A 23,844-nucleotide genomic window follows, 5' to 3' on the forward strand; every position below is an offset into this window, starting at 1 on the left:
AGGCTTAACCATACAACACCTAAGCGGTGTTGAAGCCAAAGAATTACGAAGTGCTTGTGAACGAGAAGTTTGAGAACTGATAGCGGCTTTCCGAATTAAAGTTTATGCTTGGCGGCCATAGCGCTGTGGCCCCACCTGATCCCATGCCGAACTCAGAAGTGAAACGCAGTAGCGCCGATGGTAGTGTGGGGTTTCCCCATGTGAGAGTAGGTCACCGCCAAGCTTTGAATTAGAGAAAAGGCCATCCTGACGGATGGCCTTTTTTTATGCCTGAAGAAAAGTTAACGACGTACCATTGAGCCTCTTGCATGAGTGCCAGCCCCGGCTAACTATTTGTTCCTGATATGTATATTGTCTGCAATAGCATGCTCTGCATAAGTATGTATCAGGTACAGTCTTGTCAGCTTCCTTTATCCGCACATCTCGTGGATCACTTTCCTCCATACTCTGCCTGCGTATGTGCACCACACGCTTACTCATCGTTAACCCAATATTAGTAAGCCAGATACTGGTAATAGACTATGACCAGTATCTGGCGTTAAGTTGTTTCAGGGCATTCGCCAAGCTGGTAAAGAAACTGATGTTACAGAGAAGGTCACACTCGCTTGGAGCAAGCATTTAATGATGAGTATTTAGGGACGCTGCGGTTAACTGGGGAAGCTGTGTTGACTATTATGGTTGTTAACAGTTTACGGTCATAAAGTGTATTGACTCGATGCTGGGATATAAAAAAAGCAGCTCTCGCTGCCTTTTTATTGCTAAAGGCTAGTAACGTTGTCGTAGTGCCTTCGCCGCGCGCATAAAGATAATTAGACCAATTACGATGAAGAATATACACACATAAAGTGGCGTTCGATCAAAGGCATTTGGTAGGGCTGTTGTCGGATCCGACCCTAGATAGATAATTTCGACCTGATCACCGACCGCAGGCGGTTTAATATATGGCAAGAGATCCACTTGATACTCTTTCCCATTTTCAGCGGTGAAAGATACTTTAGGTATTTGATCCACCCAAGTCTCCTCTGTGGCCTCATCAGTGAAAGTTACGCTGTTAACTTCAAGCACGGTCGATTGCGTTACTATGCCACCAAAGTGAAGCCTGGCGGAATTGATGGCGATGATTCCTGGTACTATGATTAGAAATAATGACATTAACACCATCAGCCTTGCAACGTTTGACTCGCTACCATGGCCTGGCACAAAATGGTTCATATCACTCATGTAAAACTCCTAAAGTAAGCCATTTATTAAGGCGTAGCCTGCGGCAAAGAAAATGGAAATAGTAATCAGAGGTATCAGGTTCCACCTTGTCAAACCGGGTTGTAATAATGCTTGATGCGGCTTGTTGGGGTTGTAGGCGACTTCTATCATGGTTTGTTCGGGGTAGTGCTCAAGTACGCCGTCACTGGCCACCATCAATTTGATCACTAAATCCGCAGCAGTAATTTGATTGCCGGTGTAATCTACTCGCTCCACGTTGTAGCGGTATTTAATTAAATCTCCTCCCAAAGCGGTTCGCCCTTGCCAATACCCCGCTTTTTTCACCGCTAAGCTGTTATAAGTAATCATCGCCATGCGAGTGGGCCAGCCCTTGCTTTTTATTGCTTTAAACAACATGTAAGCCACAGGCAGCAATGCAAGCACAGCGCCGGCTATAAACAACCAACCTAAGTATATTTTTTCCATAATACTTCCTATTTTAACTCGCCGATATTGTACTTACCTGGGCGTGCCTTGTCGTTAGTTGCGTTTATTTAAATCCGGTTTGTCGCTATGCCAGTAAAAAGTTTTACTACCTTGTTAAAGCTTGGTAACCAATATTCAATAGGATAGCAAGCTAAGTGCGAGGCATATCAACTATGTGATCTGTATTTAATGAGCGACAGCTGTATTAGGGATACAATGTTTAAGTATGCTTAATAAAATACAAAGGAATGTTTCATGTTACGTATATTGATCTTATTAACCCTCGCGATTGCTGCGCCTTTAAAAGCCAGTAGCGTGCCTGATGAAGTGAAATCACAAGTTACAGAGCGAGCTAATGAACTGAGCAAAGCGACGATGTCAGCCGATTATCAACGGGTAATTGCGATGACTCACCCGAAAATGATTGCCAAAATTGGCGGTCCGAGCATGGCTAAAGATATTGCCTATGAAGCCGTTCGCCTACTGAACGAACGCGGCGTTGAAATTGCGGGCCTTAAAATTAATGAACCGACGCACTATTATCACTTATCTAACACCGAAGTGGTTGTCGTGCCAACCGAGCTGGCACTAACCAGTGGCACTGGCAGGGTTGAAACAAATAGCTACCTTTTGGCGGTGCGAGAACAGGATAAAGGGTGGCTATTTATTGATAGTAACGCGATTAAAAATTTGGATGATCTCAAGACGGTATTGCCACAGCTTCCAGAAGAGTTTACTTTACCGCGTAAAGAAGTCAGGTTTATTCCTGTTGCCAAAAATAACTTAAAGTAATTTATGCTAAAAAAGCTGACCTTAGTCTGTGTTATAGCCAGTTTGTCGGCGTGTTTAGATCCAGAATCTCTGGCTGAAGACCGCTTACATCTGGCCCTGGACAAAATAGAGCAAGCCGAAAGTGCCACAACGGATGTAGCAAGAAAGCGGCTCTATTACTCGGCCTTAAGTGATGTTTCCAAATTACAAAAACAGTTTCCTGAGACTCGAGTATTTAAGCAGCTCAGTCAAGGCGTCCCATTTGATGTGAGCAATATCGAAGCGCGGGTTTTACACGCTAACGCCAAGGGGGCGGGGCATGTTACTGCGCCCACGCAAACCATTGATTATTTTAGTTTGGCATTAAGGCTCAATGAACAGCAGCCTGAATTTGCGCAACTACGTGGTTTATTAACCATTTGGCAAGGTTTGCAACGGGTACCTGATCATCCCGAACGGGCGGCAGTATTACCTACTTTGTTAAACCTAACCGCAAAAGAAACTGAAGCACGGTTATTATGCCAAGCCTACCAAGCTATTGGGCTGGTAGAAGCGGAGCACGATGCGCAATATTGGGCGTCGAGGATAACCGATTTACTCGAACAGCAGTTAAATCAAAAAGACCGCGCAAGTTGTGCTCAAGCGTATTTCACTTTGGCCGAGTCTCAGGTAGACGTGGCTGCACTGAGTAAAGCGTGGGGTATCCGTTTAGCCGATAACCAAAGCCAACAAGCGGTAGCCCTTGCTCAAACCCAGCGAGTAAAAGACGGCATTAAAGTGGCTCAGGCAATAGCTGACCCTTTACAGCAGGCGCAGACGTTTGTGGCGATGCTGACCTCTGCGCCTGAGTTTGGCCCCTTCAGTGAGCAGCTGCTAGGGCTTAGTCTTACCAGCGTGGACACGCTCAAGGCGACAGAGCAGAAAGAGCAGCTGTATTTGTTGCTACAGAGTTATTTATTAGCGCAACAGGTATTTGGCCCGGCTGCTCAAATACACCCATTATTTAAAACCCCTCTCAATCAAGCTCACAGTTTGAGCAATATCAGTTTGTTTCAATATTGGCATAGCCAAGACTCGCAATACCTCGCTAAGCTGGAGCAGTCATATCAAGACTACTTAGTAGCAAGGCAAGCGGCAGAGAAACAAATAGGGTTTCATGAACTGATGGACATTTGGCTCAATGAGCAGATCAAGGCGAGTTCTTTGGGAGTTTATCAAAACCTCAGTCAAGCCCATTTGATGAGGCTGTTTAGGCAACCTGAAAATCCACAAGCCGTCACTGAACGTTTACAGGAGCTATATCAAAATAGTCCTACAGATATTCGCAGTGAGCTAGGCTTTGTGCCCGTAATGATTCAACTATCACAGCAACAAAACATACCTAAGCAAAACTTAACGGGGCTGAGCAATCAACAAGCCGAACGAGTGCTTGCGGTATTGTTAAAAAGCCAAGATCAAACTTGGATAACGACCTGGCTCAATCTTGATTTACCCGTAGATATCAAGACCGAGCACTTGCTCCAATTTGCCAAAGTGTCTCATTAAAGGTTGATCGGCTTTTTCTTTACACTTGCCAAGCTATAAACCAGCAAAGCGGACCAAATAAAACCAAAAGTGAGGCCTTTGCTCACGGTTAACGTTTCGCCATAAAAAGTAACCGCCAGCATAAACATCAATGACGGCCCTATATATTGGAAAAAACCCAAGGTAGAAAGCGCCATTCGCTTTGCTGCCCCCGCAAATAATAGAAGTGGGATAGTGGTTATCGCGCCTGCAGCAAATAATAATACGTTTAATGATAGGGGGTTTTGAGTCAGGTTTGCGCTGTCACTTGTGGCAAAGCAGCATAAATATAATAGCGCGACAGGCAGCAACAAGGTAGTTTCAATAAACAATCCTGTCATGGCATCCACTTCCAACCGTTTGCGCAGTAAGCCATAAAAGCCAAAGCTAAATGCAAGGGCGAGGGCTATCCAAGGCAGGGCACCAAAAGTAACCAGCTGTATTAATACCCCTGTCATGGCCAGTGCGACTGCGAGCTGTTGTTTACCTTGTAAGCGTTCCCCTAAAAAGAGAAAACCTAGCAGAATATTGATAATGGGATTGATGAAATAACCCAAACTTGCGTCCAGCATACGGTCATTATTGACTGACCAAATAAAAATCCACCAATTACAAGCAATCAACAAACAAGTTAAACATAAGCCAAGCACAAGTTTGGGTTGTCTCAATGCGGCGACAAGACGGGCACGGCCTTTCAGTGCAATAATGATCACGAGCAATAATAAGCATGACCAAATAACGCGGTGGCTTAAAATCTCATAAGCGGGAACACCTTCAAGGCTTTTAAAATATATAGGCGCAATGCCCCAGAAGGTATAGGCACATAAGGCGAAGATAATGCCTTTGTTTTTTTCACTCGGCGTTTGAGCTGGCATGGTCGTGTCTTATTAGACGGGTCGGCTGCTTATTTTATCAAAAAAAGCACATTTAGCCAGCCCGGTGGTCGCTGGCTAATGTATCAAACTGTACTTTACCAAGATCCTTAGCAGGCATGCCCGTTAAACACACTTAAGGCACCATGAGGAGTTGTATGTAGTCGGTAAAGCCTTGCCACAATGGACTGAGTAATTGAGTGGTTTGCCAAGGCGACAACCAAATAAAAACAACCAAAAGCAGCAAACACAAAAATGAATGTTTACAACCATTTTCGAACATTAAAAAGAGCTTATTCATACGTCACCCCCTTAGTTGTTTTTCAAGGGTGATTATATCTAACTCAGTGATAAAACGCTGGTATATGGGTTATTACCGAAACACTCATTAAGCGTAATTTTATTACTTAAGTCATGCTTGTTGGCGTTGTATTTTAGCCCAATAAAAACCGTCAAAGCCTGTCTCAGATGGGCTGATGGTTTGTTGCTCTAAAAGTGTGAAGTTGGGATTGTTTTGCAGAAATTGCTTCACTTGTAATTCATTTTCAATCGGTAGAATAGAGCAAGTCGCGTAAACCAAAATGCCTTCTACTTTGAGCAGCTGACTGTACCGTTGCAGAATATCTTGTTGCAGTTGAGTTAAGTGACCTAAGCGCTCGGCGGTATCGTGCCATTTGGCTAAAGGTTTACGCTTTAACACGCCGAGCCCAGAGCAAGGCACGTCCAGCAAGAGTCGGTCTGCTGTCATTTTACGACGCTTGATGGTTTTGCTGCTTTCGATTAAGCGTGTTTCAACATTATGCGCGCCGGCACGTTTAGCCCGTTGTTTTAGGTTTTTCAGTTTCCATTCTTCTACGTCCATAGCCAGTAAGCGGCCACGGCCTTGCATAGCTGCTGCGAGGGCTAGAGTTTTGCCACCATTTCCGGCGCAAGCATCAAACACCTTCATGCCGGGTTTTACGTCTAAAGCAGCGGCAACAAGCTGTGATCCCGCATCTTGTTGCTCAAACCAACCTGACTGGTATGCCTCAGTTTGAAACAGCGCCCCTTCACTGAGTATGCTTAAAGCTTCAGGTGCATCTGCCACAGTCTCACTGGCAATGCCTGCTTGTTGTAGCGAAGCTTGCAGTTCGTGTGAAGTGGTTTTTAAGGTGTTCACTCGAATAAAGCGACCGGGCCTTTGTGCCATGGCCTCGCGCTCTTTTGGCCAAGCAGCCCCTAATTGTGACTGACCAAGAGATTCTAGCCAATCAGGACAACCTTGCCATAATTGTGATTGTTGTTTTGCTTGGGCAAGGCGTTCGTCGAATTCAGCGCGATTAAGCATGGCTTGCTTGAGTAGCATAGGGGCGTCTAATTGCTGAAGGTAGTGCCAAACGGTCAGCAGTTTTTCCGGCTGCTCGCTGGCTTCATCTTGTGGCACATCAGCGAGATAACAAAATAGGTTTAACCTGCGTATAATATCACCGCAGCACTGACTGATTAGGCTTTTGTCGCTTGAGCTAAGGGCTTGATTAGCAAAGTGTTGGGAGTAAGCCCGATCCAATGATGTAAATTGAGATAACACATGGCTTAAAATCTGAGTTACGAACTCAGCTTGACGAATCGATAAAGCAGACATAACAGCTCCTAACTAGGTGAGCCCGGATCATAGAAGGTGTGAGCCTTGGCTGCAACTATTTGCGCGTTGTCGGTTACTTTTCTGCAGGCAAAAAAATGCCGGTATTAGGATACCGGCGAAGAAGGAAGAGAGATTAGGAATTCATGCTTGAATTCATGATTTAATGATAAGCTTTTTAGCTTATTTAGAAATAGGGGATTACCCAAACGGCAGTCTGGGATAGTCTATGACATAATAAAGATATTGAAGAAACCGGCCGTGCCAACGGCCGTAAGCTGGAACACAATGAAATATATTTTTCCCTTTTTTACCTGGCTAATTTTGGCGTGGCCAGCACAAGCCAATATGTACCTTATTCCAGAGGATGGCAGCCGCTTGATTGGGCAGCTGCAAACCCATGAGGTAACACGTGGCGAGCACTTCCATGAAATTGGACGTATTTATGGTATCGGCATGTTGGAGTTGATGGAGGCGAACCCTGGTATTGATCCATTCTTACCAGAGGCCGGTACTCAGCTGATTATTCCGACCATGATGCTGTTGCCCGACGTTAAACGTAAAGGCATAGTGATCAACTTGGCTGAGTTGCGTTTGTATTACTTCCACCGCGGTGGTAAAGAAGTCAGCGTGTTTCCTATCGGCATCGGCCGCATTGGCCGTGCTACACCAGTCATGACCACATCTATCAGTAATAAACGGGCTAATCCAACGTGGACGCCAACTGCCAATACCCGTAAAGAATACGCAGCCAAAGGCATTACTTTACCGGCCGTGGTACAAGCAGGCCCAGAAAACCCATTAGGTTTGTACGCGCTGCGCTTAGCTTATGGTCGAGGTGAATATTTGATCCATGGCACCAATAAAGATTTTGGTATTGGCATGCGTGTAAGTGCTGGCTGTATTCGCTTAGAGCCACCCAACATAGAGTGGTTGTTTAATCAGGTGAAGCAAGGTGATTCGGTGAAGATTATCAACGAGCCTGTCAAGCGTTCGGTTGAGCCCAGCGGTGAGATCATTGTTGAAGTACATTCACCATTATCAAAAACCGAAGACAGCGAACCAGAGCAGTTAGAAATTAGCGACGAGATGATTGCTTTTGTGACTGAGCATGAAACGGACGTAGCTGCGGTTATTAACGCTTTTGATAAAATGAACGGTTTACCGTTAGTCTTAGGCACCAAGCAGGTAGAGGAAGTAGAAGAAATCGAATATAACGAGGAATTGTTCTAAAGCTGATGCTTGGGAAATGCAGTTAGCATCACTTGGGTGATGCTAACTGAAGACTCATTACTTAGAGTAAGAGCCAGCGATGTTGTCGATACGGTCATTAGCGCGCATTGCTTCGCTGCTAGCATCCATAGCGGCAGATTTCGCATCACTTACTTCACCAGCTAACACGGCTTGCTGATCTTTCAGAGAGCTTACTTCAGTTGTTAGCATATCAACTTTGTCGCTTAGTTCTGCAATCTCAGCTGTGTTAGAACAACCAACCATACCTAAAGCTAAAGTAGCACCAACAACAGTCATAAGTTTACGTTTCATTATGTCATCTCCGGTTATATATAGTGACTTAGATCTTGCATACAAAGTATGGCACACATGATTTAAGTTGTTGCATTAATTCATAAATTCAGTGAGTTTATGAGTTGCCATGGCGATTCTCCCACCAATTCTTCGACAAATCAATGGCTTCTGCCTGTGATCCCACTAAATTAAGCTGTTTTACTAATAAAGCTGTGGTGGCAATGACCGCGTGTTCACCATAATTGTTGGTCACGTCCCCCTGCCACATCGCTGCGAGAAATTCGCCGCTGATATCACCGTGTTTGCCAGACTCACCTTCGAGCAAAGTTGGCCATTCTTGCTGAAAGACTTCGCCTTGTTCAACGCCCCACAACCGGCAAGCCGTGCGAGGGTTGCGTTCACTTTCTCCGCCTTCACCTTTAAAGCAAATCATATTTTGGTCGCCAACCAATGCTGCCGCTTGAGCGTGAATTTTTTCATAACCTTGATGAAATACACCGTGAATGCCAAAAGGTGCCGCTGCGGGGTTAAGCGCTCGAGCCACGGTATTGAGTGGTGTGCGTAGCCCTACTTGGCTTCGCAGTGCGAGCAGTTCATCCATAACGGGACAGTAGGCCGTTAATGGTAAGTAAGCGATATTGTCTTGCATGAGCAATTGCTTGGCGCTTGCAAAGTCAGTGGCTTGGCCAATATTGAGGTGTGGACAGGCGGTCACAACTTGAAATTTAACTAAATCCACCGTGCTGTGACCCGTTAATAGTACTTTGTAGCCTTGTTGCGCCATCAACTTTGCAGCTAACAATAAGTAAGGCGGTTGGCGTCTTTTGCCGGCAAAACAGGGCCAGTCAATGTCTGCAGGCAATTGTTGCCATTGCGGGTCTAAATGTTCGCGCAAGGCGCTGATGTAACCGGCTGCTTCTTCTGCCGTTTCGCAACGGACACGTTGTAACATTAACAATACAGCCATTTGCAATAAGCTAGCTTCGCCTTTTAAAAACAGTTGCATAGCCTGATGGGCTTCGGCTTGAGTTAATGGTCGGCGGCCTTTTTCTCCGCGGCCAACTTGCTTAATTAGCTCGGCAAATGCAGACATGAGGTTTCCTTAAACAGCAGAAATAGAGAATGGGAATTAAATAGCATTTTTACTTTTTTGTCAGCAATGATCTGAAAAGTCGCCTTTTTTACTTTCATTTTGTAGATAAGCTGGGATACTCACACACTGTTAATGAAATAACCATCTTTAGGATAGAAGAAACATTATGACAAACACTAATCAGAAATTGGGACTGATGGTCAGTGCTATTATTGGTTCTGTTTTGATTGCGCTTGGAGCGTACCTCATCTACTACGTGCTACCGAGTGCCCTCGCCATTATTACAATGCCAGCGCAAGCACCGTTTATGCAGGAATTGTTTAATTGGTTAATGATGGGGTCTGAGCAGTTGGCAAACCAAGTCAACATTGAATTTTACCAGATTTTCCAAGCAGTGATAAAAGTGATTGTGGTAGTGGTGTTTATCTATGCGTGTGTGAAGTTTATTGGTCTTGGTGCATTGATCATCAAAGAAGGTGTCGGTTTGATTCGCGAAGGCATTAAAGCGTTAAGCGTTGCAAATAAAGAAGACTAAAGCTGATACGTGTTAGAGGGAAAAGCCAGCAAGGCTTTTCCCTAAATACTAAATGACGCATTAAATAAAAATTCTTGCCCGCAAGCCCACTACCCATGCATCGTCTTCGTTCGACATAGCAGGATCTTTGATATATTGAATGTCTGGTGTGATTTGCACATGATCACCAAATTGCATGTTGTAATATAACTCAGCAGTAAATTGTTTATCGCCGCCAAATGCTACTTCATTGGTTTCAGCCCAGTTCATCGCAAAGCCCAGATTATTGGTTGGTTTACCTAAGCCAAAATAGCCGACGCCTACACTGATAGACTTATCGTATAAGGCGACATCTCCCTCTGAGAAACCTGCTCGTACGAATGGCATGATTTGCGGCGTAACGAAATAGCTGGCTGAAAAGTTAATGCCTTTGCCCCCTTCACCCGTCGCATTACTGTGGCGAGTATCTTCACCAAAATCCCACACGGTAACGTGCACATTGTCGGTATATATTTGCTCTTGAGAAGCGGTCCAACCAAGCTCAAAAGTGGTTAAAAACTCACTTTCGTTAAAGGCGGTATTAAAGCCGTCAAAAATATCGTCAGACTGACCATTGGCGTCGGCAATGCCTGCCACGGCGTAAAAGTTGTCGGTGAGCATGTGCCCAGCGGATATCGCCAGTATACCGTCATCGGGTAACCCCATGGCGCCAGCGCCGGTTTGGAACGCCAAGTTTTGAAAACCGGTCCAAGGACTGCCAAGGGCATAAGTATCGACGTAGTCGGTGACGTCTTGCCAGCCTACAATTAAGGATGTGCGGCCACCGTTAAATTTTTGCTTCCAGTGCAGGTTTGTGACTCGAAAGCCCTGGTCGCTATAAGCTGCGCCTATCATACCCACGTAGCCTAAGCCCTCTGGGCCGCCACTCACATCATCAATAAATGCCAAGTTTTTAGGTGCGGTTTGAGTGTAGCTATGTCGATGCTCAACTTTCCAAATTAAGCTACCTGTATTGCCCGTGTCTTTGCCGGTTAGCTGCCACGCGCCATAAAAACGCGCTACGCCAGAAGCTCTGTCTACGTCGTTACCTTGAGAGCCGTTGGCAGATGCGACGCCGAACATGACGTAATCTAAGCCAAAACTCAAGCCTTTACTGGCAAGGTCTTCACGCCAGGTTTTTTGGGCTGCCTTTTGCTCAGCGATGGTATTGTCTACCGAGTCAGGACTTTCAAAATTAGCTGCTTGCAGTTGCATACTGGCTGCGGTGAGCAAACTGCCTACTAGGATGACGGATTTCATGGATAGTCCTCTTTAAAACGGCAAGTATTGCAACGAATTAAGGTTGATACACTTCAATGTGCTGAGCTTGCATATGGTATTGCGCTTCTACCGCACCTTCACCGTCACTGAATTGCACGTCTTGATTAAATGACTGTTGAGCTAATTTACCCGCCACCATAATGGGGGTGCTCATCGACACCAGCTCAAAGCCCTTAGGGTAGTCAACTATTACAATTTGGTTGGGCGGCGGTGGTGGCGTGTGAATGCAAGCGCCAGCGGTTGGCACTAATAAGAATTGGGTGACTTTGCTGTCGGTCATCTCCAGTGGCACTAAAAAGCCTGGGATTTGACCTGTTTGGCCAACAATATCAGGGTTTACCTGGCGCGCTTGGTTAGCTTGTTGCTCCATGATGCGTTGGCGAGCTTGTTGCAATGCGTCGACATCAATATTGGCTGCTTTTAATTCGGCTTTAATTTGCGTAATTTCTCGTTGGTGCGCAGCACTGGGTTGGTAATCTTTGTTTTGCTGCTTCTCTCGAAAGCGAATGAGGGTGGCCACGTCGTATAATTGGTCTTGGCTCAGTGCCGCAAATGGGTTGTTGGCAATGTTGGTTTCACTAGGAGTCAGGTTATCCCAATACCAAGTTGGTAAGGTGTTAGCCAGGCTGTGACAGCTAAGGGCGGTAAACAGTACAAACAAACAAGTTTTAAGGTATTGCATCTTGGCCTCCTAAGAGCGGTGGCAAAGGTGCCACCGCATAGATGTGATAATTGATTGGTCTAGGCGATTATTTGTCTAGCGTGTTGCGGTAAATCACCCCGTCTTTCATCACTAGCTTCATTGAGCTGATTTCTTTGTACTCAGGATCAGCATCAAACCACTGCTCGGTACCGCCGATAACTGAGATATCTTCCAGAGGGTTACCGTCGACCAAAATTAAGTCAGCGATAGCCCCTTCTTTCACCACACCCAGCTCTCCTTTAGCAGGGTTACGTGGGCCTGATTCGGCCAACAGCTCTCCCGCGGTAGACGTCATTTGTTTGAGCACTTCAAAGTTGCTGCCAAATTGCTGGGTACGCCACCAAATTTCGTAGCGACGCGCGCGCTCGGCATCAGAGTTAACACCGACGTAATCAGAAGCAAATACCACTTTTACTTTGTGTTTCACCAAGTCTTTACCAAAAGAGGCATACTTGGCGGTTAGCTCGTTGATCATTGGCAGCTTCTCTGCAGGCATCAGCGGGTTCTTGGCTAAATCAGGTGATACCCCCCACATTTGTGGCACAACATAGCCACCTTCTTTGGCGATGCGCTTCATGGTTTCTTCGCTAATAAAGAAGCCATGCTCAAACGATTTCACGCCACAGTCTAATAAGCGATTCACCGAACGGTCATTAAAAGTATGGGCCATGACATAAGTGCCCCAATCTTTGGTTGCTTCGACAATGGCACAAGTTTCTTCTGCCGAATATTGGGTTGTGTCGATAGGGTCAAAGCGTGATGAGCCACCGCCGCCGGCCATGATTTTAATTTGGGTCGCACCGTTGCGTAAGTTTAAGCGGGTGGCTTTAAGCACTTCAGGTACACCGTCGGCAACGTTACCTATACCCATCACCTCAAAGTTGGACACATCACCGTGGCGGGCACTAGTAAAGCCTGCGTCGGCGCGGTCACGGAAATCACCATGGCCGGAAGTTTGTGAAATAAAAGCCCCTGATGGGTAGATCCTTGGGCCGTCGATATTACCTGCTGAAATTTCTCGCGCAAGGCCAAATGCTGGGCCGCCGGCATCACGTACCGAAGTAAAGCCATCTTGTAAAAAACGCTCTGCCACAGTGACTGCATTGATGGAAATATCGGTGATATCTTTGTTTTTTTCGATAGTGTCGAAGTTATAGTTGATCATGATGTGCGCATGGCCATCGATTAGGCCCGGCATTAAGGTTTTACCCTTTGCGTCAATCACGGTGGCATCTTTATTTACGGTAATGTTGTCATCATCGATATCTTTAATCTTATTGCCTTCTACCAAGACGTTTTGGCCTTGGTAGAGCTTGTTATCGACGCCGTTAAAGATACTCACGTTTTCAAACAGAATTTGTTGCGCGGCTTGCTCAGCGGCTGACACGCTAGTGATGCCCATTGCGCCGGTCACCATTAGTGCTAGGGTGCATTGCTTAAAAATTTTTTTCATATTGGCCTCGCCTCTTGAACTGTATGATTTTTATCACTTGTATATAAAGTGATGGTCGCTATTCTAACCAAATTAGGTAGCGCTTTAATCTGATTTACTCTTTTGGTTAACAATTTTATAACTTACGATTAGTTTAGTCGTAAGTGCTTTGTTACACGTTAAGCCAGAGTGTTTATGCTAATTCTTTCTTCTATTATCAGTTGCGTGTTACACGTTTGTTGTAGCTGCACTGTGCTGATAAAGTCATAATAAAATAAACTCGCATTATTTTTTGCCATTTCGCGCCACGCTTTTTTGTCATCTTTTGATGTGTTTTGATGCTTTTAAATGCTGTAGCAAGATAGTTTTCGCACTTCCTGCTTGAGCCAAGTAGAATAGCCAGCGGAATAATGTCGAATGAAGTAGGTAAACATGGTTCAGCAAGATGTGATCATTATTGGCGCGGGGGCCGCTGGCTTGATGTGTGCTGCCACAGCGGGCTATCGAGGTAAGTCAGTGTTGGTGCTTGACCACGCTAAAAGGGCAGGCCGTAAGATCTTGATCAGCGGTGGCGGCAAATGCAACTTTACCAATACCAAGGCTGAGCCTCATAATTTTATCTGCGACAATCCGCACTTTGTAAAATCAGCCTTAGCGCGATACCCCAGTACAGACTTTATTGAGCTGGTGGAGCGGCACGGCATTGACTTTGAAGAGCGAAAACATGGCCAACTATTTTGCCTCAATGACGCCAAAGACATCGTCAATATGCTGCTAACAGAATGCGAATGGGCCGGCGCGCAGGTTCAGCTTCGTACTGAAATTTTGGCCATTGAAGACCAAGGTGAGCAAGGTTTTGTCGTGCGCACCAGTCAAGGCGAGTATTTAGCTAAAGCGGTAGTTGTGGCGACAGGTGGGTTATCCATGCCTAAGCTGGGCGCGACGCCGTTTGGTTACCAAATCGCAGAGCAGTTTGGTTTGGCTTTGAAGCCGACCGTCGCAGGTTTAGTGCCTTTTACTTGGCACGCCAAAGAAAAAGCCATATTTGAACCATTATCAGGAATTAGTTTACCTGTAACTGTCAGTGCTGAAGATGGCACTGAATTTTCTGAAGACATGCTCATTACCCACCGCGGTTTATCTGGTCCTGTGATGTTGCAAGTGTCTTCTTACTGGCAGCCTGGCGAAGCGATATACATTAACCTTTTACCAGGGCAAGATGCCCATGATTTGTTGCAACAAGCAAAACAACACTCACCTAATCAAAGCCTCAAAAACACCTTGTCGCAATGGTTTGCAAAACGCTTTGTCGAAGCTTGGACGAAGCACTTAGCGTTAGAAGACAAACCGCTTAAGCAATTTGACCACGGTCCTTTGCAATTTCTTGCTGACAACCTCAATCGTTGGCCGTTAATTATGAACGGCACTGAAGGCTATCGCACTGCCGAAGTCACCTTAGGCGGTGTCGACACTGACGAGCTGTCTTCTAAAACCATGGAGGCTAAAAAAGTACCCGGGTTGTATTTTATTGGCGAAGTGATGGACGTAACGGGTTGGCTAGGAGGTTACAATTTTACCTGGTGCTGGAGCAGTGGCGTTGCTTGTGGTTTAGCGGTATAAGTCGCCTGCTTACAAGCTCGCTATTTGCGTTTTTTGGCTGCTTAACTTGATGGGTGTTGGGTTAAAGTAAAGCGCGTAACTATCTACGGGCAAACGCCCTTCCTTTGCCTTGCCGTAAGCACCGAGCTTCGGCGGTTTAGCTCAGTCGGCTAACGGTAAATCACCCATTTTACTGCCAGTTTTGCCCAATAAAAGCCTCAAGGGAAGGTGTTTACCTATCTAAAAACTCATTAGTAAGTGGTTATTAGTATCGTTAAATGTGTGGGATTCTGCTGTGAATTAAGATATTCAGCGGAGTTAACATGTATAAGCAACGAGTCAATGTTGCGCTTATTTTAAGCATGATGTTTGTAACGGCAACCGCTCAGGCGGCATGGCTGGGGATTGTTGGCTATGAAAATGCCAGAACGGTACAACCCAGCAAGAAGCAGGACACTCAACAAGTGGAAACCATACTGCAAGGGGTTAACCTCGACATGTTGGGCATGAACTGGAATAACACTTTGGCGGCTAAGTGGAAGTCTGACGGTGAGCTAAGCGTGGTGCGCAATTGGGCTTATGGTTTTTGGGATGCAAACCACGGCATGTCGATAGATTTAATCAAAGCTGATTGGAGCGGGAAGGGGCCGGTTATCGCGTCCTTGGGCTACGCTTATCAAAATAAATAGGATGGCTTTTCGCTGCGATTAAACCCAGCGCTCGCAAGGATAGACAACAAGCTCGCCGATAACAAAAGCGTGACAGACACGGGCGATCAGCTGAATGTTAAGTTGGATTATCAAGTGAATTCGCGCCTGAGCATCGGCTTTCACCCTCAGTTTGCGTATTGGAAATCGGACGATATGGGCAGTACGTTGAAGTTGGATATGAACGCCACTTTTAATGTTAGTCAAGGTAAACGCCATAAACTGATGTTAGTGCATGAATGCTTTCTGGTAAATAATCGCGCGTCGGGAAATAAAACTCGTTTTGTTGGTGAAGGCTCGCCAATAGGCGGTTACGTGGCCGGTACTGAATCGGCCATTAAGTTGCGTAACGTTTATGTCTTTTAGTTGCGTGTTTTTGTCAAGGATCAGTGAGTGTGCCATATGCTTTATTGGGGTAGAAGCTTATGGCCTGTAAATACCCCGGTAACAGTAGTTACCGCCTCACAGCAGCACTTTGCATGCTTTACTCTTGTGTACTAACCGCTTTAATAACCGCTACTGAGCTCAGGCTACGTTGAGTTTATCGCGGCCTGTCGTGTAATTAATACCTGCATCGGCTCTTGGTTCATGCTTCGCCACAGCTTGCTGCCACAACCTCTCCTCATGCCGTGCAGCACGGTTTTCTAAATATTAAATACCGCAGCTTGCTTACCGAGTCGAAAGCAATTTTCTCTCAGCATGTGAATTTAATTCACATCTTAATGCTGTCTAGGTTTCTTCTTTTTCATGTCTTGCTTGCTTAATATTACCTCATCAAACGTTATGGGAGGCCATCATGAAAGTCAGACAAATTGCAGCCATTGTGGCTTTGTTATCTGCTCCATATTACGCCCAAGCGTGTTTGGCCGACGGTGGCGTCGACGGCGCCATATTTGCCTCTCCCGCGGGTACATTTGAAGTGGCTGTGGCGTTTCATCAAGCTCAGAAGCAGGGTGAAATCAGCCGCAGTAATCAAGCCAATTGGCTTACGGTGCAGTTTTTATTGATGCAAAAGCTACAAGCCGGATACAGCAACCAAGTATTTGATGTCACCTTGTTTGATATGGCGGGCCAGCATTTTTATCGCTTGATTGGCGACGGTAAGCAAGTGCGCCTGCTGCCTCATGAAATTCCAAATAAAGACTATGCCGAAGTGGTGGTAACAGACGTTGACGTATTAACCGCCATGGTGCGAGGCAAGCTGAGCTTTAGCCAGGCGCAAACCCTGGGCGTGGTATTTAACGCCGAGGTATCAACTCCCTTTGAGCACCTGATGCAAAAGTCCTTTAGCTGACTCAGACACAAAATAACGATACGCAAATAGCGAATTAAACAACGATTAATTTCACACTCTCAATAGGACAGAGGTTGGTATGAAACATTCTTTACTCACATTACTTATTACTGCTTCGCTCACCGGCGGAGTTTATGCGGCTAACACCGACAATGACAGCTTTTCGGCAGCACAAAAACCGGCGAGTAAACACACGGTTGAGTTTCAGCAATCTCTGCGTAAAACCTTGCCGTTTGCCGATAAAGAAGACTGGGATCTGGCGAAGAAGGGCTTTATTGCTCGGGTGGACGACCTTGAAATTAAAGATGCCAAAGGCAACGTGGTGTGGGAGTTAGGCAGCTACGACTACCTTTTGCAGGGCAAAGATTACGACTCCATTCACCCTTCCATGCAACGTCAAGCAGAGTTGAACATGGAGCATGGCTTGTATGAAATTTTACCGGGTAAGGTTTATCAAGTGCGCGGCTATGACTTAGCTCAGATCAGCTTTGTGCGCTCAGACAATGGTTGGATTATATTTGATCCACTCACCATACCAGAAACCTCTGCCGCCGCTTATGAGTTATTTAAAGCCCACGCTAAAGATGGCGATTTACCGATTAAGGGCGTGGTTTACTCGCACTCTCACGGTGACCACTTTGGTGGCGTGAAAGGCGTGGTGAGCCAAGAGCAAGTTGACAAAGGTGAAGTAGAAATTTTAGCGCCACGAGCATTTTCTGATTTTGCAATATCAGAAAACGTATTAGCCGGCAATGTAATGGCACGCCGAGTGGTCTTTCAATACGGTAACACCTTAGAAAAAAGTCCTACAGGCCAAGTGGATGCGGCTATAGGTAAGGGCGTGGCCAATGGCGGTTTGTCACTTATTTTACCCACCCACCAAGTGGAACAGGACATTGAAACCTTAAGCGTCGATGGCTTAGAAATGGTGTTTCAAAATGCCCCAGACACTGAAGCGCCGTCGGAAATGAATACCTATATTCCTAAATATAAGGCGTATTGGGGCGCAGAGACCACAGTGTCTGGTTTGCATAACGTGTATACCTTACGGGGCGCATTTGTGCGCGACACCTTGCAGTGGGCAGATACCATCAATGAAGCCCTGTACATGTTTGGCGGAGAAGCTGAGTTATTATTTGCATCGCATGGTTGGCCACGCTGGGGCAATGACAAGATTCAAGCTTACTTACGTGGTCAGCGTGATATGTACGGCTACCTGCATGATGAAACCTTACGCTTGATTAATCATGGCGTTAGCATTACCGACATTCAGGACGAGTTTTACGTACCCAAACCGCTGGCAGACCAATGGTATACCCGCGGCTATCATGGCTCTTACCACCGCAACGCTAAAGCGGTTGCCAATAAGTACATTGGTTATTTTGACATGAATCCGGCCACCTTGTTGCATTTGAACTCGGTTGACCAAGCTCGTAAATACACCGAAATGATGGGCGCAGATGCGATTTTAACCGAAGGCAAAAAAGCCCTCGCGCAAGGTGAATATCGTTGGTGTGCTACTGTGGTTAATAACCTAGTGTTTGCTGAGCCAGACAACATGCAGGCCCGTTACCTTCAAGCCGATTGTTTTGAGCAGTTGGGCTATCAGTCGGAGTCTTCTGGCGAGCGAAACGTATTTTTGGCAGGGGCCTCGGAGCTGCGAAATGGCATTGTGGAAGTGCAGTCAACTAAGGCGGTCACGCCAGATTTGATTCAAGCTATGCCGGTGCGCGATTTCTTGAACTTTATGGCGGTGCGCTTTAATGGCCCGAAAGCGGCAGAGCAAGGCTTTACCATGAATGCGAACTTAATTTTGCCAGATGAAGACGTCAAGTTTGCGATTGAAGCTAGCAATGGCCGAATGAGTAATATTCCGGGATTTGATGTGCCTAACCCAGACTTTACGTTAAAGGTGAACCGCACAGACATCACCGCGATGTTGCTGCAGCAAACTACGCTGCAAGAACTGTTAAAATCAGGCAAAGCAACGGTTGAGGGCGATATTAGCAAACTCACAGAGCTCACCAGTTACTTGGATGACTTTGCTTTCTGGTTCAACATGGCCTTGCCGCAAGACCATAGCCCATACAGTTACGGTAAAGCAAAAACCGGCATTTCACCGATTAACCGATAACTGACTCGGATAACACCCACAAGCCCCTTGCTAATAAGGGGCTTTTTTTGTTTTGATGGTGCAGTACTTTCATTGCTTTGGTCGCCATCATGCCTAAATCGACCCATTTCGACTTAAACTTATTGCGGGTTTTCTTGAGCGTTTATAAAACCGGCTCTTATTCCGCGACTGCCGAACAGTTAGATCTCACGCCATCGGCTGTGAGCCATGCCATTAAACGACTCAATGCAGAATTAAAAGAAGTGTTATTCCAGCGTAAAAGTGCGGGGGTTGAGCCGACTTTTGTTGCCCATGACTTTTACAAGCAAGTCAGCCCTGGGTTTGCTGAAATCGAGCGCAGCATTCTCGGATATGAAAAATTTTGTCCGACCGATGCAAACCGCACCTTTAGAGTGTTTGTGCCAGACGTATTTATCGCGAATATGATTACTCGCTTGGAGCAAATCAATACCAGCAATAGTCAAATCATTTGCGTGGCTTTGCCACTGGAACAGGATGTTATCTACCAAGCGCTTACCACGGGCGAAGTCGATCTGGTGGTGGATTATATTTCTCCAGGGTTAGGCGGGATAGAGTCTAAGCTGGTGGTACATGAAGCGGTTTGTTGTGTGGCGAATGCCAAGCATCCGAGAATAAACAAGGCGGTGAGTTACCAACAGTATTTTGAAGAAGTGCACGCAAAGTTAAACTTACACCGCTTTGACTCTCGTGCGGCAGAAACGCTTGCCATTGCCGCCTTGCCCGAGCGTAAAACACACAGCGAGCATAATTCGCTTTATTCCATGTTATTTACCGTTGCCAACAGTGAGGCTATCGGCATTTGTCCAGAGCGTTTAGCTCAAGAGTTCAGCAATCAGTTGCCACTGCGCATCATGCCAGTGCCGTTTGAGGCCAGACAAATTGAAGTGTGGGTAAATTGGCCCAAAAAATTGGCCACTAACCCTGCAAACCGCTGGCTCAGGGATATCATTATGGCTTCATTACAACGATAAATGGCGCGACAGTTTGGCTGCGACTATTTTGGCCGCTGCACCGCAAACGTCTCAGCTAGACTGCTATATTCGCCGCCGCCTAAACGGGCGATGGGGTCCACTTTTAAGGCATCAACTTTAAGCCTGTCAGTGCTTGGGTCTATCACGCTCGGGTCGATGTGAACCTGTTCTATTTCTGCAATGATTAAGCTTTGCGGCGTGTCACCTATTTCTTGCAATTGATACAAGCTACAACCAAAGGCAATTGGGCAATCTGCGACGCGGGGTAAATCAAAATCAGCAAAGTCCACCAGCGCGATATTGTTGACCGCCACTTCCGACTCACCATGGTCAAGGGTTGCAGCAGATGCCGTCATGGCCTCGCTAGACGCGGTTGCCGCGATATGCACCACCATTTTGCCATGAGCTTTAACGTTACGAGTGGTGTCTTTGATGTCGCCATTGGGCTTTTTTCCCACTGAAAAAAGCAATAAAGGCGGCGCGCTGCAAATGGGCGTGAAGTATGAAAATGGTGCGAGGTTATAGTTGCCTTGCTCTTCTCCTGCAGGACTGGAGTCTGTTAGCACCCATGCGATTGGACGAGGGATCACGGTTTGCGTCATCAGGTGGTAAATTTGATTGGCAGAAAGTGCCTCCATGGCTTGCAGCATAGCGTGTCCTAACTTGTTGAGTGGCTGGTAATAACAGTGAATTACCCTAACAAGCCAAGGATTAAATAGGAAGCGCTAAATCGCAACAAGCCGGTAATGTCGAAATGACATTACCGGCTTGTTGATCGGATGATTACAAGGACGCGCTGCAACTTAGTTAAACCAAGTATTGCCCATGAAAGCGCAGGTGGTCTGCAATAAAGGTCGAGATGAAAAAATAACTGTGGTCGTAACCTGGCTGCATCCGCAGTTCAAACGGGCTAGTGAGGTTTGCAGCCGCCGCGATTAAGGTATCGGGCTTTAGCTGCTCGGCTAAAAAGTCGTCTTGATCGCCTTGGTCAATCAAAATGGGCAAGGTAGCTTGGCACTGGCTCAGTAGTTCACTGGCATCATATTGGCGCCATTGAGATTTATCACTGCCTAAGTAAGCATTGAATGCTTTTTGGCCCCAAGGGCAATGCATGGGGTTGGCGATGGGGCTAAATGCCGAAATAGAGCGATAACCATCTGCGTGTTTGATGCCTATGGTCAAGGCGCCGTGTCCGCCCATGCTGTGGCCTGCAATGGACTTTGCTTGGCTTACAGGAAAATTAGCAGCGATCAGTTCTGGCAATTCTTGGACTATGTAGTCCAGCATTTGATAATGCTTATTCCATGGGGCTTGTGTCGCATTCACGTAAAAGCCGGCTCCTTGGCCTAAATCGTAGCCGTCATCATTGGCTACGTCTTCACCACGAGGACTGGTATCAGGTGCGACAATGGCGATGCCCAGTTCAGCAGCGGTGCTAAAGGCTGCCGCTTTTTGCATAAAGTTTTCGTCGGTACAAGTGAGCCCTGAAAGCCAATACAGCACCGGAACAGGGTGCTCTTGGTTAGCATTTGGCGGTAAAAAAATGGCGAAGGTCATTTCACCATTAACGCTACTAGATTGGTGTTTGTAACGTTTGTGCCAACCATTGGCTACCTTGGCTTGTTGGATTAATTCAAGTGGCATAATTTCTCCCAAAACTCAGGGCGCTGGATGCGCCCTGAAACAGACGTGAGCTTATTGGTTCATGTGGATCACGGTACGAATGCTTTTGCCTTCATGCATGAGGTCAAAGGCTTCGTTGACGTCTGCAAGTCCCATGGTGTGGGTGATAAACTCTTGCAAGCCGAACTCACCCGCCATGTAACGCTCGACAATTTCAGGTAGTTCAGAGCGGCCTTTCACGCCGCCAAAGGCTGAGCCGCGCCATACTCGGCCCGTTACCAGTTGGAATGGACGAGTTGAGATTTCTTGGCCGGCACCGGCCACACCGATGATCACCGACTCCCCCCATCCTTTATGGCAACATTCAAGGGCTTGGCGCATCACGTTAACGTTACCAATACACTCAAACGAGTAGTCCACGCCGCCATCTGTCATGTCTACTATCACTTGTTGAATTGGCTCGTCGTGCTTTTGCGGGTTGATCAAATCCGTGGCGCCTAATTGCTTGGCTAACTCAAACTTACTTTCATTGATATCCACGCCAATGATGCGGCTAGCGCCAGCCATACGGGCACCAATAATGGCGGACAAACCAATGCCGCCTAGGCCAAATACTGCCACCGTGTCGCCCGGTTGCACTTTTGCCGTGTTGAGTACCGCGCCCATGCCAGTGGTTACACCACAGCCCAGTAAACACACTTCTTCTAATGGCGCGTCTTGGTTTACTTTTGCCAGTGAGATTTCCGGCAAGACGGTAAATTCTGAAAATGTTGAGCAGCCCATGTAATGGTAAATAGGCTCGCCGTTAATGGAGAAGCGACTGGTGCCGTCTGGCATTAAGCCTTTGCCTTGCGTTTCACGTACCGCTTGGCACAAGTTAGTTTTGCCTGAAGTACAAAATTTACATTTACCACACTCGGCGGTGTATAGCGGAATGACGTGATCACCCACCGCCACACTGGTGACGCCTTCGCCAACCATTTCAACGATACCACCGCCTTCATGGCCCAAAATGGCAGGGAAAATTCCTTCAGGATCATCTCCAGATAAAGTGAATGCGTCGGTATGACATACGCCGGTTGCGACGATCCGTACCAATACTTCGCCGGCTTTTGGTAACTGTACATCTACCTCTTCCATTTTTAGTGGTTCACCGGCGGCCCAAGCTACCGCAGCTTTAGATTTAATAGAGGTTTGTCCTGGTTGAATATCGAGAGGCATATTGTGCTCCTGAACGTGTTGGTAAGGGGGCAGAGTCGAGCTGCTGATTTATGTTGAGCATAGTAGGTTATTTCTATTTGGGAATAATTAGGCTAAATTGAAATTCATTATTTCATATATGTAATAATTACAGTTAAGGGTTAACCGAATGAGCCGTTGGCAAGGGGTGTCAGAATTTGTCGCTGTGGTGCAAAGTCATAGCTTTACCGGCGCAGCCAATAAGCTCGGTACCAGCGTGGTACAAATTAGCCGCAGAGTATCGGCCTTAGAAACGCGGTTAGGGGTCAAATTATTACATCGTACCACCCGTAAAGTTTCCCTTACGACCGCAGGTGAGATTTATTTCAATCAATGCCAATTGCTGGTGGAGGGCCTTGAAATGGCCGAGCTGGCAGTGACACAAATGCAGCTCACGCCTTCGGGGAAACTCAAAATTACGGCGCCCATGACCTATGGGGAAAAGTTTATTGCCCCTGTGATACTGGACTTTTTAGCCGCTTACCCTCAAATTGATATCGAGCTGATATTAACCAACCAAACGTTAGATCTCATCGACAATAATATCGACATTGCCATACGCTTAGGCCACTTGACGGATTCAAGTTTAAAAGCTCGTAAGTTGGCGACGCGGCAATTGTATGTCTGCGCCAGTCCCGCTTACCTTGAACGCAGCGGCGAGCCCCATACTTTGTCCGAATTATCCCAGCATTCTTGTTTGGTTGGCAGCGTCGACTTTTGGCGCTTTCGCGAGCAAGACAAAGGCAAGTCTCTTAAAGTGTCTGGGCGGATAAAATGTAACTCAGGTTTGGCCCTGTTAGAAGCCGCAAGCAAAGGCGTAGGCTTAGTGCAATTGCCCGATTATTACGTGCGCCGTGGTTTAGATGAAGGCTCACTGGTAGAGGTGCTGCAGGCTTATCGAGACCAACCTGAAGGCATTTGGGCGCTATTTCCGCCGACTAAACGTACTTCGGTCAAAGTGCGCTTATTGCTCGACTTTTTGGTTGAGCGACTGGCTGAGCCAAGCATGTTATTGGATGTATAACAGGCGCTTAACTGCTTACATTTATTCACAAAAATAGAATTTTTATTAGCGGGTTAGGTGTGCTTTTTATCATGCTTATTTGCTGAAATAAACGGCATATTAATTAGATTTTGTTTAGACTGATTGTTGACCA

At 46.4% G+C, this 23,844-nt stretch carries 24 protein-coding genes and 1 rRNA gene; 12 read left to right on the plus strand and 13 right to left on the minus strand.

Annotated elements, in window-relative coordinates; all coding sequences use genetic code 11:
- The first annotated feature begins 107 nt into the window (after positions 1–107).
- A 5S ribosomal RNA gene (gene rrf / locus D1Z90_RS04320) occupies positions 108–223 on the plus strand.
- A 542-nt stretch (positions 224–765) separates the two neighbouring features.
- Here rrf and D1Z90_RS04325 read toward each other — a convergent pair.
- Positions 766–1,221, minus strand: coding sequence for a DUF3592 domain-containing protein (locus D1Z90_RS04325; protein ID WP_119909523.1), 456 nt, complete (start codon positions 1,219–1,221; stop codon positions 766–768).
- Positions 1,222–1,230: 9 nt separating this feature from the next.
- Complete coding sequence (locus tag D1Z90_RS04330) at positions 1,231–1,686, minus strand: DUF3592 domain-containing protein (RefSeq protein ID WP_119909524.1); 456 nt, start codon at positions 1,684–1,686, stop codon at positions 1,231–1,233.
- A gap of 255 nt (positions 1,687–1,941) precedes the next feature.
- Here D1Z90_RS04330 and D1Z90_RS04335 point away from each other — a divergent pair, with 255 nt between their 5' ends.
- On the plus strand, positions 1,942–2,478 hold the full coding sequence (locus tag D1Z90_RS04335; protein ID WP_119909525.1) for a hypothetical protein: 537 nt from the start codon (positions 1,942–1,944) through the stop codon (positions 2,476–2,478).
- Positions 2,479–2,481: 3 nt separating this feature from the next.
- Positions 2,482–4,002, plus strand: a complete 1,521-nt coding sequence (locus D1Z90_RS04340) for a hypothetical protein (protein ID WP_119909526.1) — start codon at positions 2,482–2,484, stop codon at positions 4,000–4,002.
- Here D1Z90_RS04340 and rarD read toward each other — a convergent pair.
- The 3 genes from rarD to D1Z90_RS04350 form a co-directional block, all read right to left on the minus strand.
- Positions 3,999–4,895: an EamA family transporter RarD gene (gene rarD, locus D1Z90_RS04345; RefSeq protein WP_119909527.1), complete on the minus strand. Its 897-nt coding sequence runs from the start codon at positions 4,893–4,895 to the stop codon at positions 3,999–4,001. The genes D1Z90_RS04340 and rarD overlap by 4 nt on opposite strands.
- A gap of 133 nt (positions 4,896–5,028) precedes the next feature.
- On the minus strand, positions 5,029–5,193 hold the full coding sequence (locus D1Z90_RS21250) for a hypothetical protein (RefSeq protein WP_158587052.1): 165 nt from the start codon (positions 5,191–5,193) through the stop codon (positions 5,029–5,031).
- Positions 5,194–5,304: 111 nt separating this feature from the next.
- Entirely contained in the window at positions 5,305–6,513 is a 1,209-nt protein-coding gene (locus tag D1Z90_RS04350) for an RsmB/NOP family class I SAM-dependent RNA methyltransferase (RefSeq protein WP_119909528.1), read from the minus strand.
- Between the two features lie 285 nt (positions 6,514–6,798).
- Between D1Z90_RS04350 and D1Z90_RS04355 the strand changes: the two genes are divergently transcribed.
- Positions 6,799–7,743, plus strand: coding sequence for a L,D-transpeptidase family protein (locus tag D1Z90_RS04355; protein WP_119909529.1), 945 nt, complete (start codon positions 6,799–6,801; stop codon positions 7,741–7,743).
- 57 nt (positions 7,744–7,800) lie between these two features.
- On the opposite strand, the gene D1Z90_RS04360 is transcribed toward D1Z90_RS04355, so the two are convergent.
- Together D1Z90_RS04360 and D1Z90_RS04365 are read right to left on the minus strand one after the other, a co-directional pair.
- Positions 7,801–8,055 carry an Lpp/OprI family alanine-zipper lipoprotein gene (locus D1Z90_RS04360; RefSeq protein ID WP_119909530.1) on the minus strand — a complete coding sequence of 85 codons (255 nt, stop codon included), beginning with the start codon at positions 8,053–8,055 and terminating at the stop codon, positions 7,801–7,803.
- Positions 8,056–8,152: 97 nt separating this feature from the next.
- Positions 8,153–9,130 (minus strand): glycosyl transferase family protein, encoded by a 978-nt coding sequence (locus D1Z90_RS04365; protein WP_119909531.1) that lies wholly within the window; start codon positions 9,128–9,130, stop codon positions 8,153–8,155.
- A 166-nt stretch (positions 9,131–9,296) separates the two neighbouring features.
- On the opposite strand from D1Z90_RS04365, the gene D1Z90_RS04370 reads away from it, so the two are divergent.
- A complete protein-coding gene (locus D1Z90_RS04370) occupies positions 9,297–9,665 on the plus strand; it encodes a hypothetical protein (RefSeq protein ID WP_119909532.1) in 369 nt (122 codons plus the stop codon).
- A gap of 60 nt (positions 9,666–9,725) precedes the next feature.
- Here the strand turns inward: D1Z90_RS04370 and D1Z90_RS04375 are convergent, their stop codons facing one another.
- The 3 genes from D1Z90_RS04375 to D1Z90_RS04385 all read right to left on the minus strand — a co-directional run bounded on the left by D1Z90_RS04375 (position 9,726) and on the right by D1Z90_RS04385 (position 13,120).
- Positions 9,726–10,943, minus strand: a complete 1,218-nt coding sequence (locus D1Z90_RS04375; RefSeq protein ID WP_198419047.1) for a carbohydrate porin — start codon at positions 10,941–10,943, stop codon at positions 9,726–9,728.
- 37 nt (positions 10,944–10,980) lie between these two features.
- The gene (locus D1Z90_RS04380; protein WP_119909533.1) at positions 10,981–11,646 is read right to left on the minus strand and encodes a DUF3299 domain-containing protein; all 666 of its coding nucleotides are present in this window, start codon (positions 11,644–11,646) and stop codon (positions 10,981–10,983) included.
- A gap of 67 nt (positions 11,647–11,713) precedes the next feature.
- Complete coding sequence (locus tag D1Z90_RS04385) at positions 11,714–13,120, minus strand: metal-dependent hydrolase family protein (protein WP_119909534.1); 1,407 nt, start codon at positions 13,118–13,120, stop codon at positions 11,714–11,716.
- A 411-nt stretch (positions 13,121–13,531) separates the two neighbouring features.
- Between D1Z90_RS04385 and D1Z90_RS04390 the strand changes: the two genes are divergently transcribed.
- From D1Z90_RS04390 to D1Z90_RS04410, 6 genes are all read left to right on the plus strand, one after another.
- Positions 13,532–14,719 (plus strand): BaiN/RdsA family NAD(P)/FAD-dependent oxidoreductase, encoded by a 1,188-nt coding sequence (locus D1Z90_RS04390; RefSeq protein ID WP_119909535.1) that lies wholly within the window; start codon positions 13,532–13,534, stop codon positions 14,717–14,719.
- Positions 14,720–15,021: 302 nt separating this feature from the next.
- Complete coding sequence (locus D1Z90_RS21490) at positions 15,022–15,387, plus strand: hypothetical protein (RefSeq protein ID WP_198419048.1); 366 nt, start codon at positions 15,022–15,024, stop codon at positions 15,385–15,387.
- Positions 15,388–15,456: 69 nt separating this feature from the next.
- Positions 15,457–15,771: a hypothetical protein gene (locus tag D1Z90_RS21495; RefSeq protein ID WP_198419049.1), complete on the plus strand. Its 315-nt coding sequence runs from the start codon at positions 15,457–15,459 to the stop codon at positions 15,769–15,771.
- 430 nt (positions 15,772–16,201) lie between these two features.
- Positions 16,202–16,699: a hypothetical protein gene (locus D1Z90_RS04400; protein ID WP_119909536.1), complete on the plus strand. Its 498-nt coding sequence runs from the start codon at positions 16,202–16,204 to the stop codon at positions 16,697–16,699.
- Between the two features lie 79 nt (positions 16,700–16,778).
- Positions 16,779–18,833, plus strand: a complete 2,055-nt coding sequence (locus D1Z90_RS04405; protein ID WP_119909537.1) for an alkyl/aryl-sulfatase — start codon at positions 16,779–16,781, stop codon at positions 18,831–18,833.
- 89 nt (positions 18,834–18,922) lie between these two features.
- Positions 18,923–19,825 (plus strand): LysR family transcriptional regulator, encoded by a 903-nt coding sequence (locus D1Z90_RS04410; RefSeq protein WP_119909538.1) that lies wholly within the window; start codon positions 18,923–18,925, stop codon positions 19,823–19,825.
- Positions 19,826–19,848: 23 nt separating this feature from the next.
- On the opposite strand, the gene D1Z90_RS04415 is transcribed toward D1Z90_RS04410, so the two are convergent.
- The 3 genes from D1Z90_RS04415 to D1Z90_RS04425 form a co-directional block, all read right to left on the minus strand.
- Positions 19,849–20,475, minus strand: coding sequence for a flavin reductase family protein (locus tag D1Z90_RS04415; protein WP_119909539.1), 627 nt, complete (start codon positions 20,473–20,475; stop codon positions 19,849–19,851).
- 157 nt (positions 20,476–20,632) lie between these two features.
- The gene (fghA, locus tag D1Z90_RS04420; RefSeq protein WP_119909540.1) at positions 20,633–21,469 is read right to left on the minus strand and encodes an S-formylglutathione hydrolase; all 837 of its coding nucleotides are present in this window, start codon (positions 21,467–21,469) and stop codon (positions 20,633–20,635) included.
- Positions 21,470–21,520: 51 nt separating this feature from the next.
- Positions 21,521–22,669, minus strand: coding sequence for an S-(hydroxymethyl)glutathione dehydrogenase/class III alcohol dehydrogenase (locus tag D1Z90_RS04425; protein ID WP_119909541.1), 1,149 nt, complete (start codon positions 22,667–22,669; stop codon positions 21,521–21,523).
- A gap of 148 nt (positions 22,670–22,817) precedes the next feature.
- On the opposite strand from D1Z90_RS04425, the gene D1Z90_RS04430 reads away from it, so the two are divergent.
- Positions 22,818–23,711: a LysR family transcriptional regulator gene (locus D1Z90_RS04430; protein ID WP_119909542.1), complete on the plus strand. Its 894-nt coding sequence runs from the start codon at positions 22,818–22,820 to the stop codon at positions 23,709–23,711.
- Positions 23,712–23,844 lie beyond the last annotated feature (133 nt).

Origin of the sequence: Motilimonas pumila, assembly GCF_003596335.1 — a bacterium.
In the GTDB taxonomy this organism is placed as follows: domain Bacteria; phylum Pseudomonadota; class Gammaproteobacteria; order Enterobacterales; family CBDFNC01; genus Motilimonas; species Motilimonas pumila.

Excerpts from the sequence above, each read along its gene's own strand:
- D1Z90_RS04425 (WP_119909541.1), bottom strand. The coding sequence starts at position 22,669 with ATGCCTCTCGATATTCAACCAGGACAAACCTCTATTAAATCTAAAGCT.
- D1Z90_RS04430 (WP_119909542.1), top strand. The coding sequence starts at position 22,818 with ATGAGCCGTTGGCAAGGGGTGTCAGAATTTGTCGCTGTGGTGCAAAGT.
- D1Z90_RS21250 (WP_158587052.1), bottom strand. The coding sequence starts at position 5,193 with ATGAATAAGCTCTTTTTAATGTTCGAAAATGGTTGTAAACATTCATTT.
- D1Z90_RS04380 (WP_119909533.1), bottom strand. The coding sequence starts at position 11,646 with ATGCAATACCTTAAAACTTGTTTGTTTGTACTGTTTACCGCCCTTAGC.
- D1Z90_RS04365 (WP_119909531.1), bottom strand. The coding sequence starts at position 9,130 with ATGTCTGCATTTGCCGAGCTAATTAAGCAAGTTGGCCGCGGAGAAAAA.
- D1Z90_RS04400 (WP_119909536.1), top strand. The coding sequence starts at position 16,202 with ATGAAAGTCAGACAAATTGCAGCCATTGTGGCTTTGTTATCTGCTCCA.
- fghA (WP_119909540.1), bottom strand. The coding sequence starts at position 21,469 with ATGCCACTTGAATTAATCCAACAAGCCAAGGTAGCCAATGGTTGGCAC.
- D1Z90_RS04405 (WP_119909537.1), top strand. The coding sequence starts at position 16,779 with ATGAAACATTCTTTACTCACATTACTTATTACTGCTTCGCTCACCGGC.
- D1Z90_RS04385 (WP_119909534.1), bottom strand. The coding sequence starts at position 13,120 with ATGAAAAAAATTTTTAAGCAATGCACCCTAGCACTAATGGTGACCGGC.
- D1Z90_RS04375 (WP_198419047.1), bottom strand. The coding sequence starts at position 10,943 with ATGAAATCCGTCATCCTAGTAGGCAGTTTGCTCACCGCAGCCAGTATG.
- D1Z90_RS04360 (WP_119909530.1), bottom strand. The coding sequence starts at position 8,055 with ATGAAACGTAAACTTATGACTGTTGTTGGTGCTACTTTAGCTTTAGGT.
- D1Z90_RS04350 (WP_119909528.1), bottom strand. The coding sequence starts at position 6,513 with ATGTCTGCTTTATCGATTCGTCAAGCTGAGTTCGTAACTCAGATTTTA.
- D1Z90_RS04335 (WP_119909525.1), top strand. The coding sequence starts at position 1,942 with ATGTTACGTATATTGATCTTATTAACCCTCGCGATTGCTGCGCCTTTA.
- D1Z90_RS04390 (WP_119909535.1), top strand. The coding sequence starts at position 13,532 with ATGGTTCAGCAAGATGTGATCATTATTGGCGCGGGGGCCGCTGGCTTG.
- D1Z90_RS04330 (WP_119909524.1), bottom strand. The coding sequence starts at position 1,686 with ATGGAAAAAATATACTTAGGTTGGTTGTTTATAGCCGGCGCTGTGCTT.
- rarD (WP_119909527.1), bottom strand. The coding sequence starts at position 4,895 with ATGCCAGCTCAAACGCCGAGTGAAAAAAACAAAGGCATTATCTTCGCC.
- D1Z90_RS04410 (WP_119909538.1), top strand. The coding sequence starts at position 18,923 with ATGCCTAAATCGACCCATTTCGACTTAAACTTATTGCGGGTTTTCTTG.
- D1Z90_RS04325 (WP_119909523.1), bottom strand. The coding sequence starts at position 1,221 with ATGAGTGATATGAACCATTTTGTGCCAGGCCATGGTAGCGAGTCAAAC.
- D1Z90_RS04340 (WP_119909526.1), top strand. The coding sequence starts at position 2,482 with ATGCTAAAAAAGCTGACCTTAGTCTGTGTTATAGCCAGTTTGTCGGCG.
- D1Z90_RS21490 (WP_198419048.1), top strand. The coding sequence starts at position 15,022 with ATGTATAAGCAACGAGTCAATGTTGCGCTTATTTTAAGCATGATGTTT.
- D1Z90_RS04415 (WP_119909539.1), bottom strand. The coding sequence starts at position 20,475 with ATGCTGCAAGCCATGGAGGCACTTTCTGCCAATCAAATTTACCACCTG.
- D1Z90_RS04355 (WP_119909529.1), top strand. The coding sequence starts at position 6,799 with ATGAAATATATTTTTCCCTTTTTTACCTGGCTAATTTTGGCGTGGCCA.
- D1Z90_RS04370 (WP_119909532.1), top strand. The coding sequence starts at position 9,297 with ATGACAAACACTAATCAGAAATTGGGACTGATGGTCAGTGCTATTATT.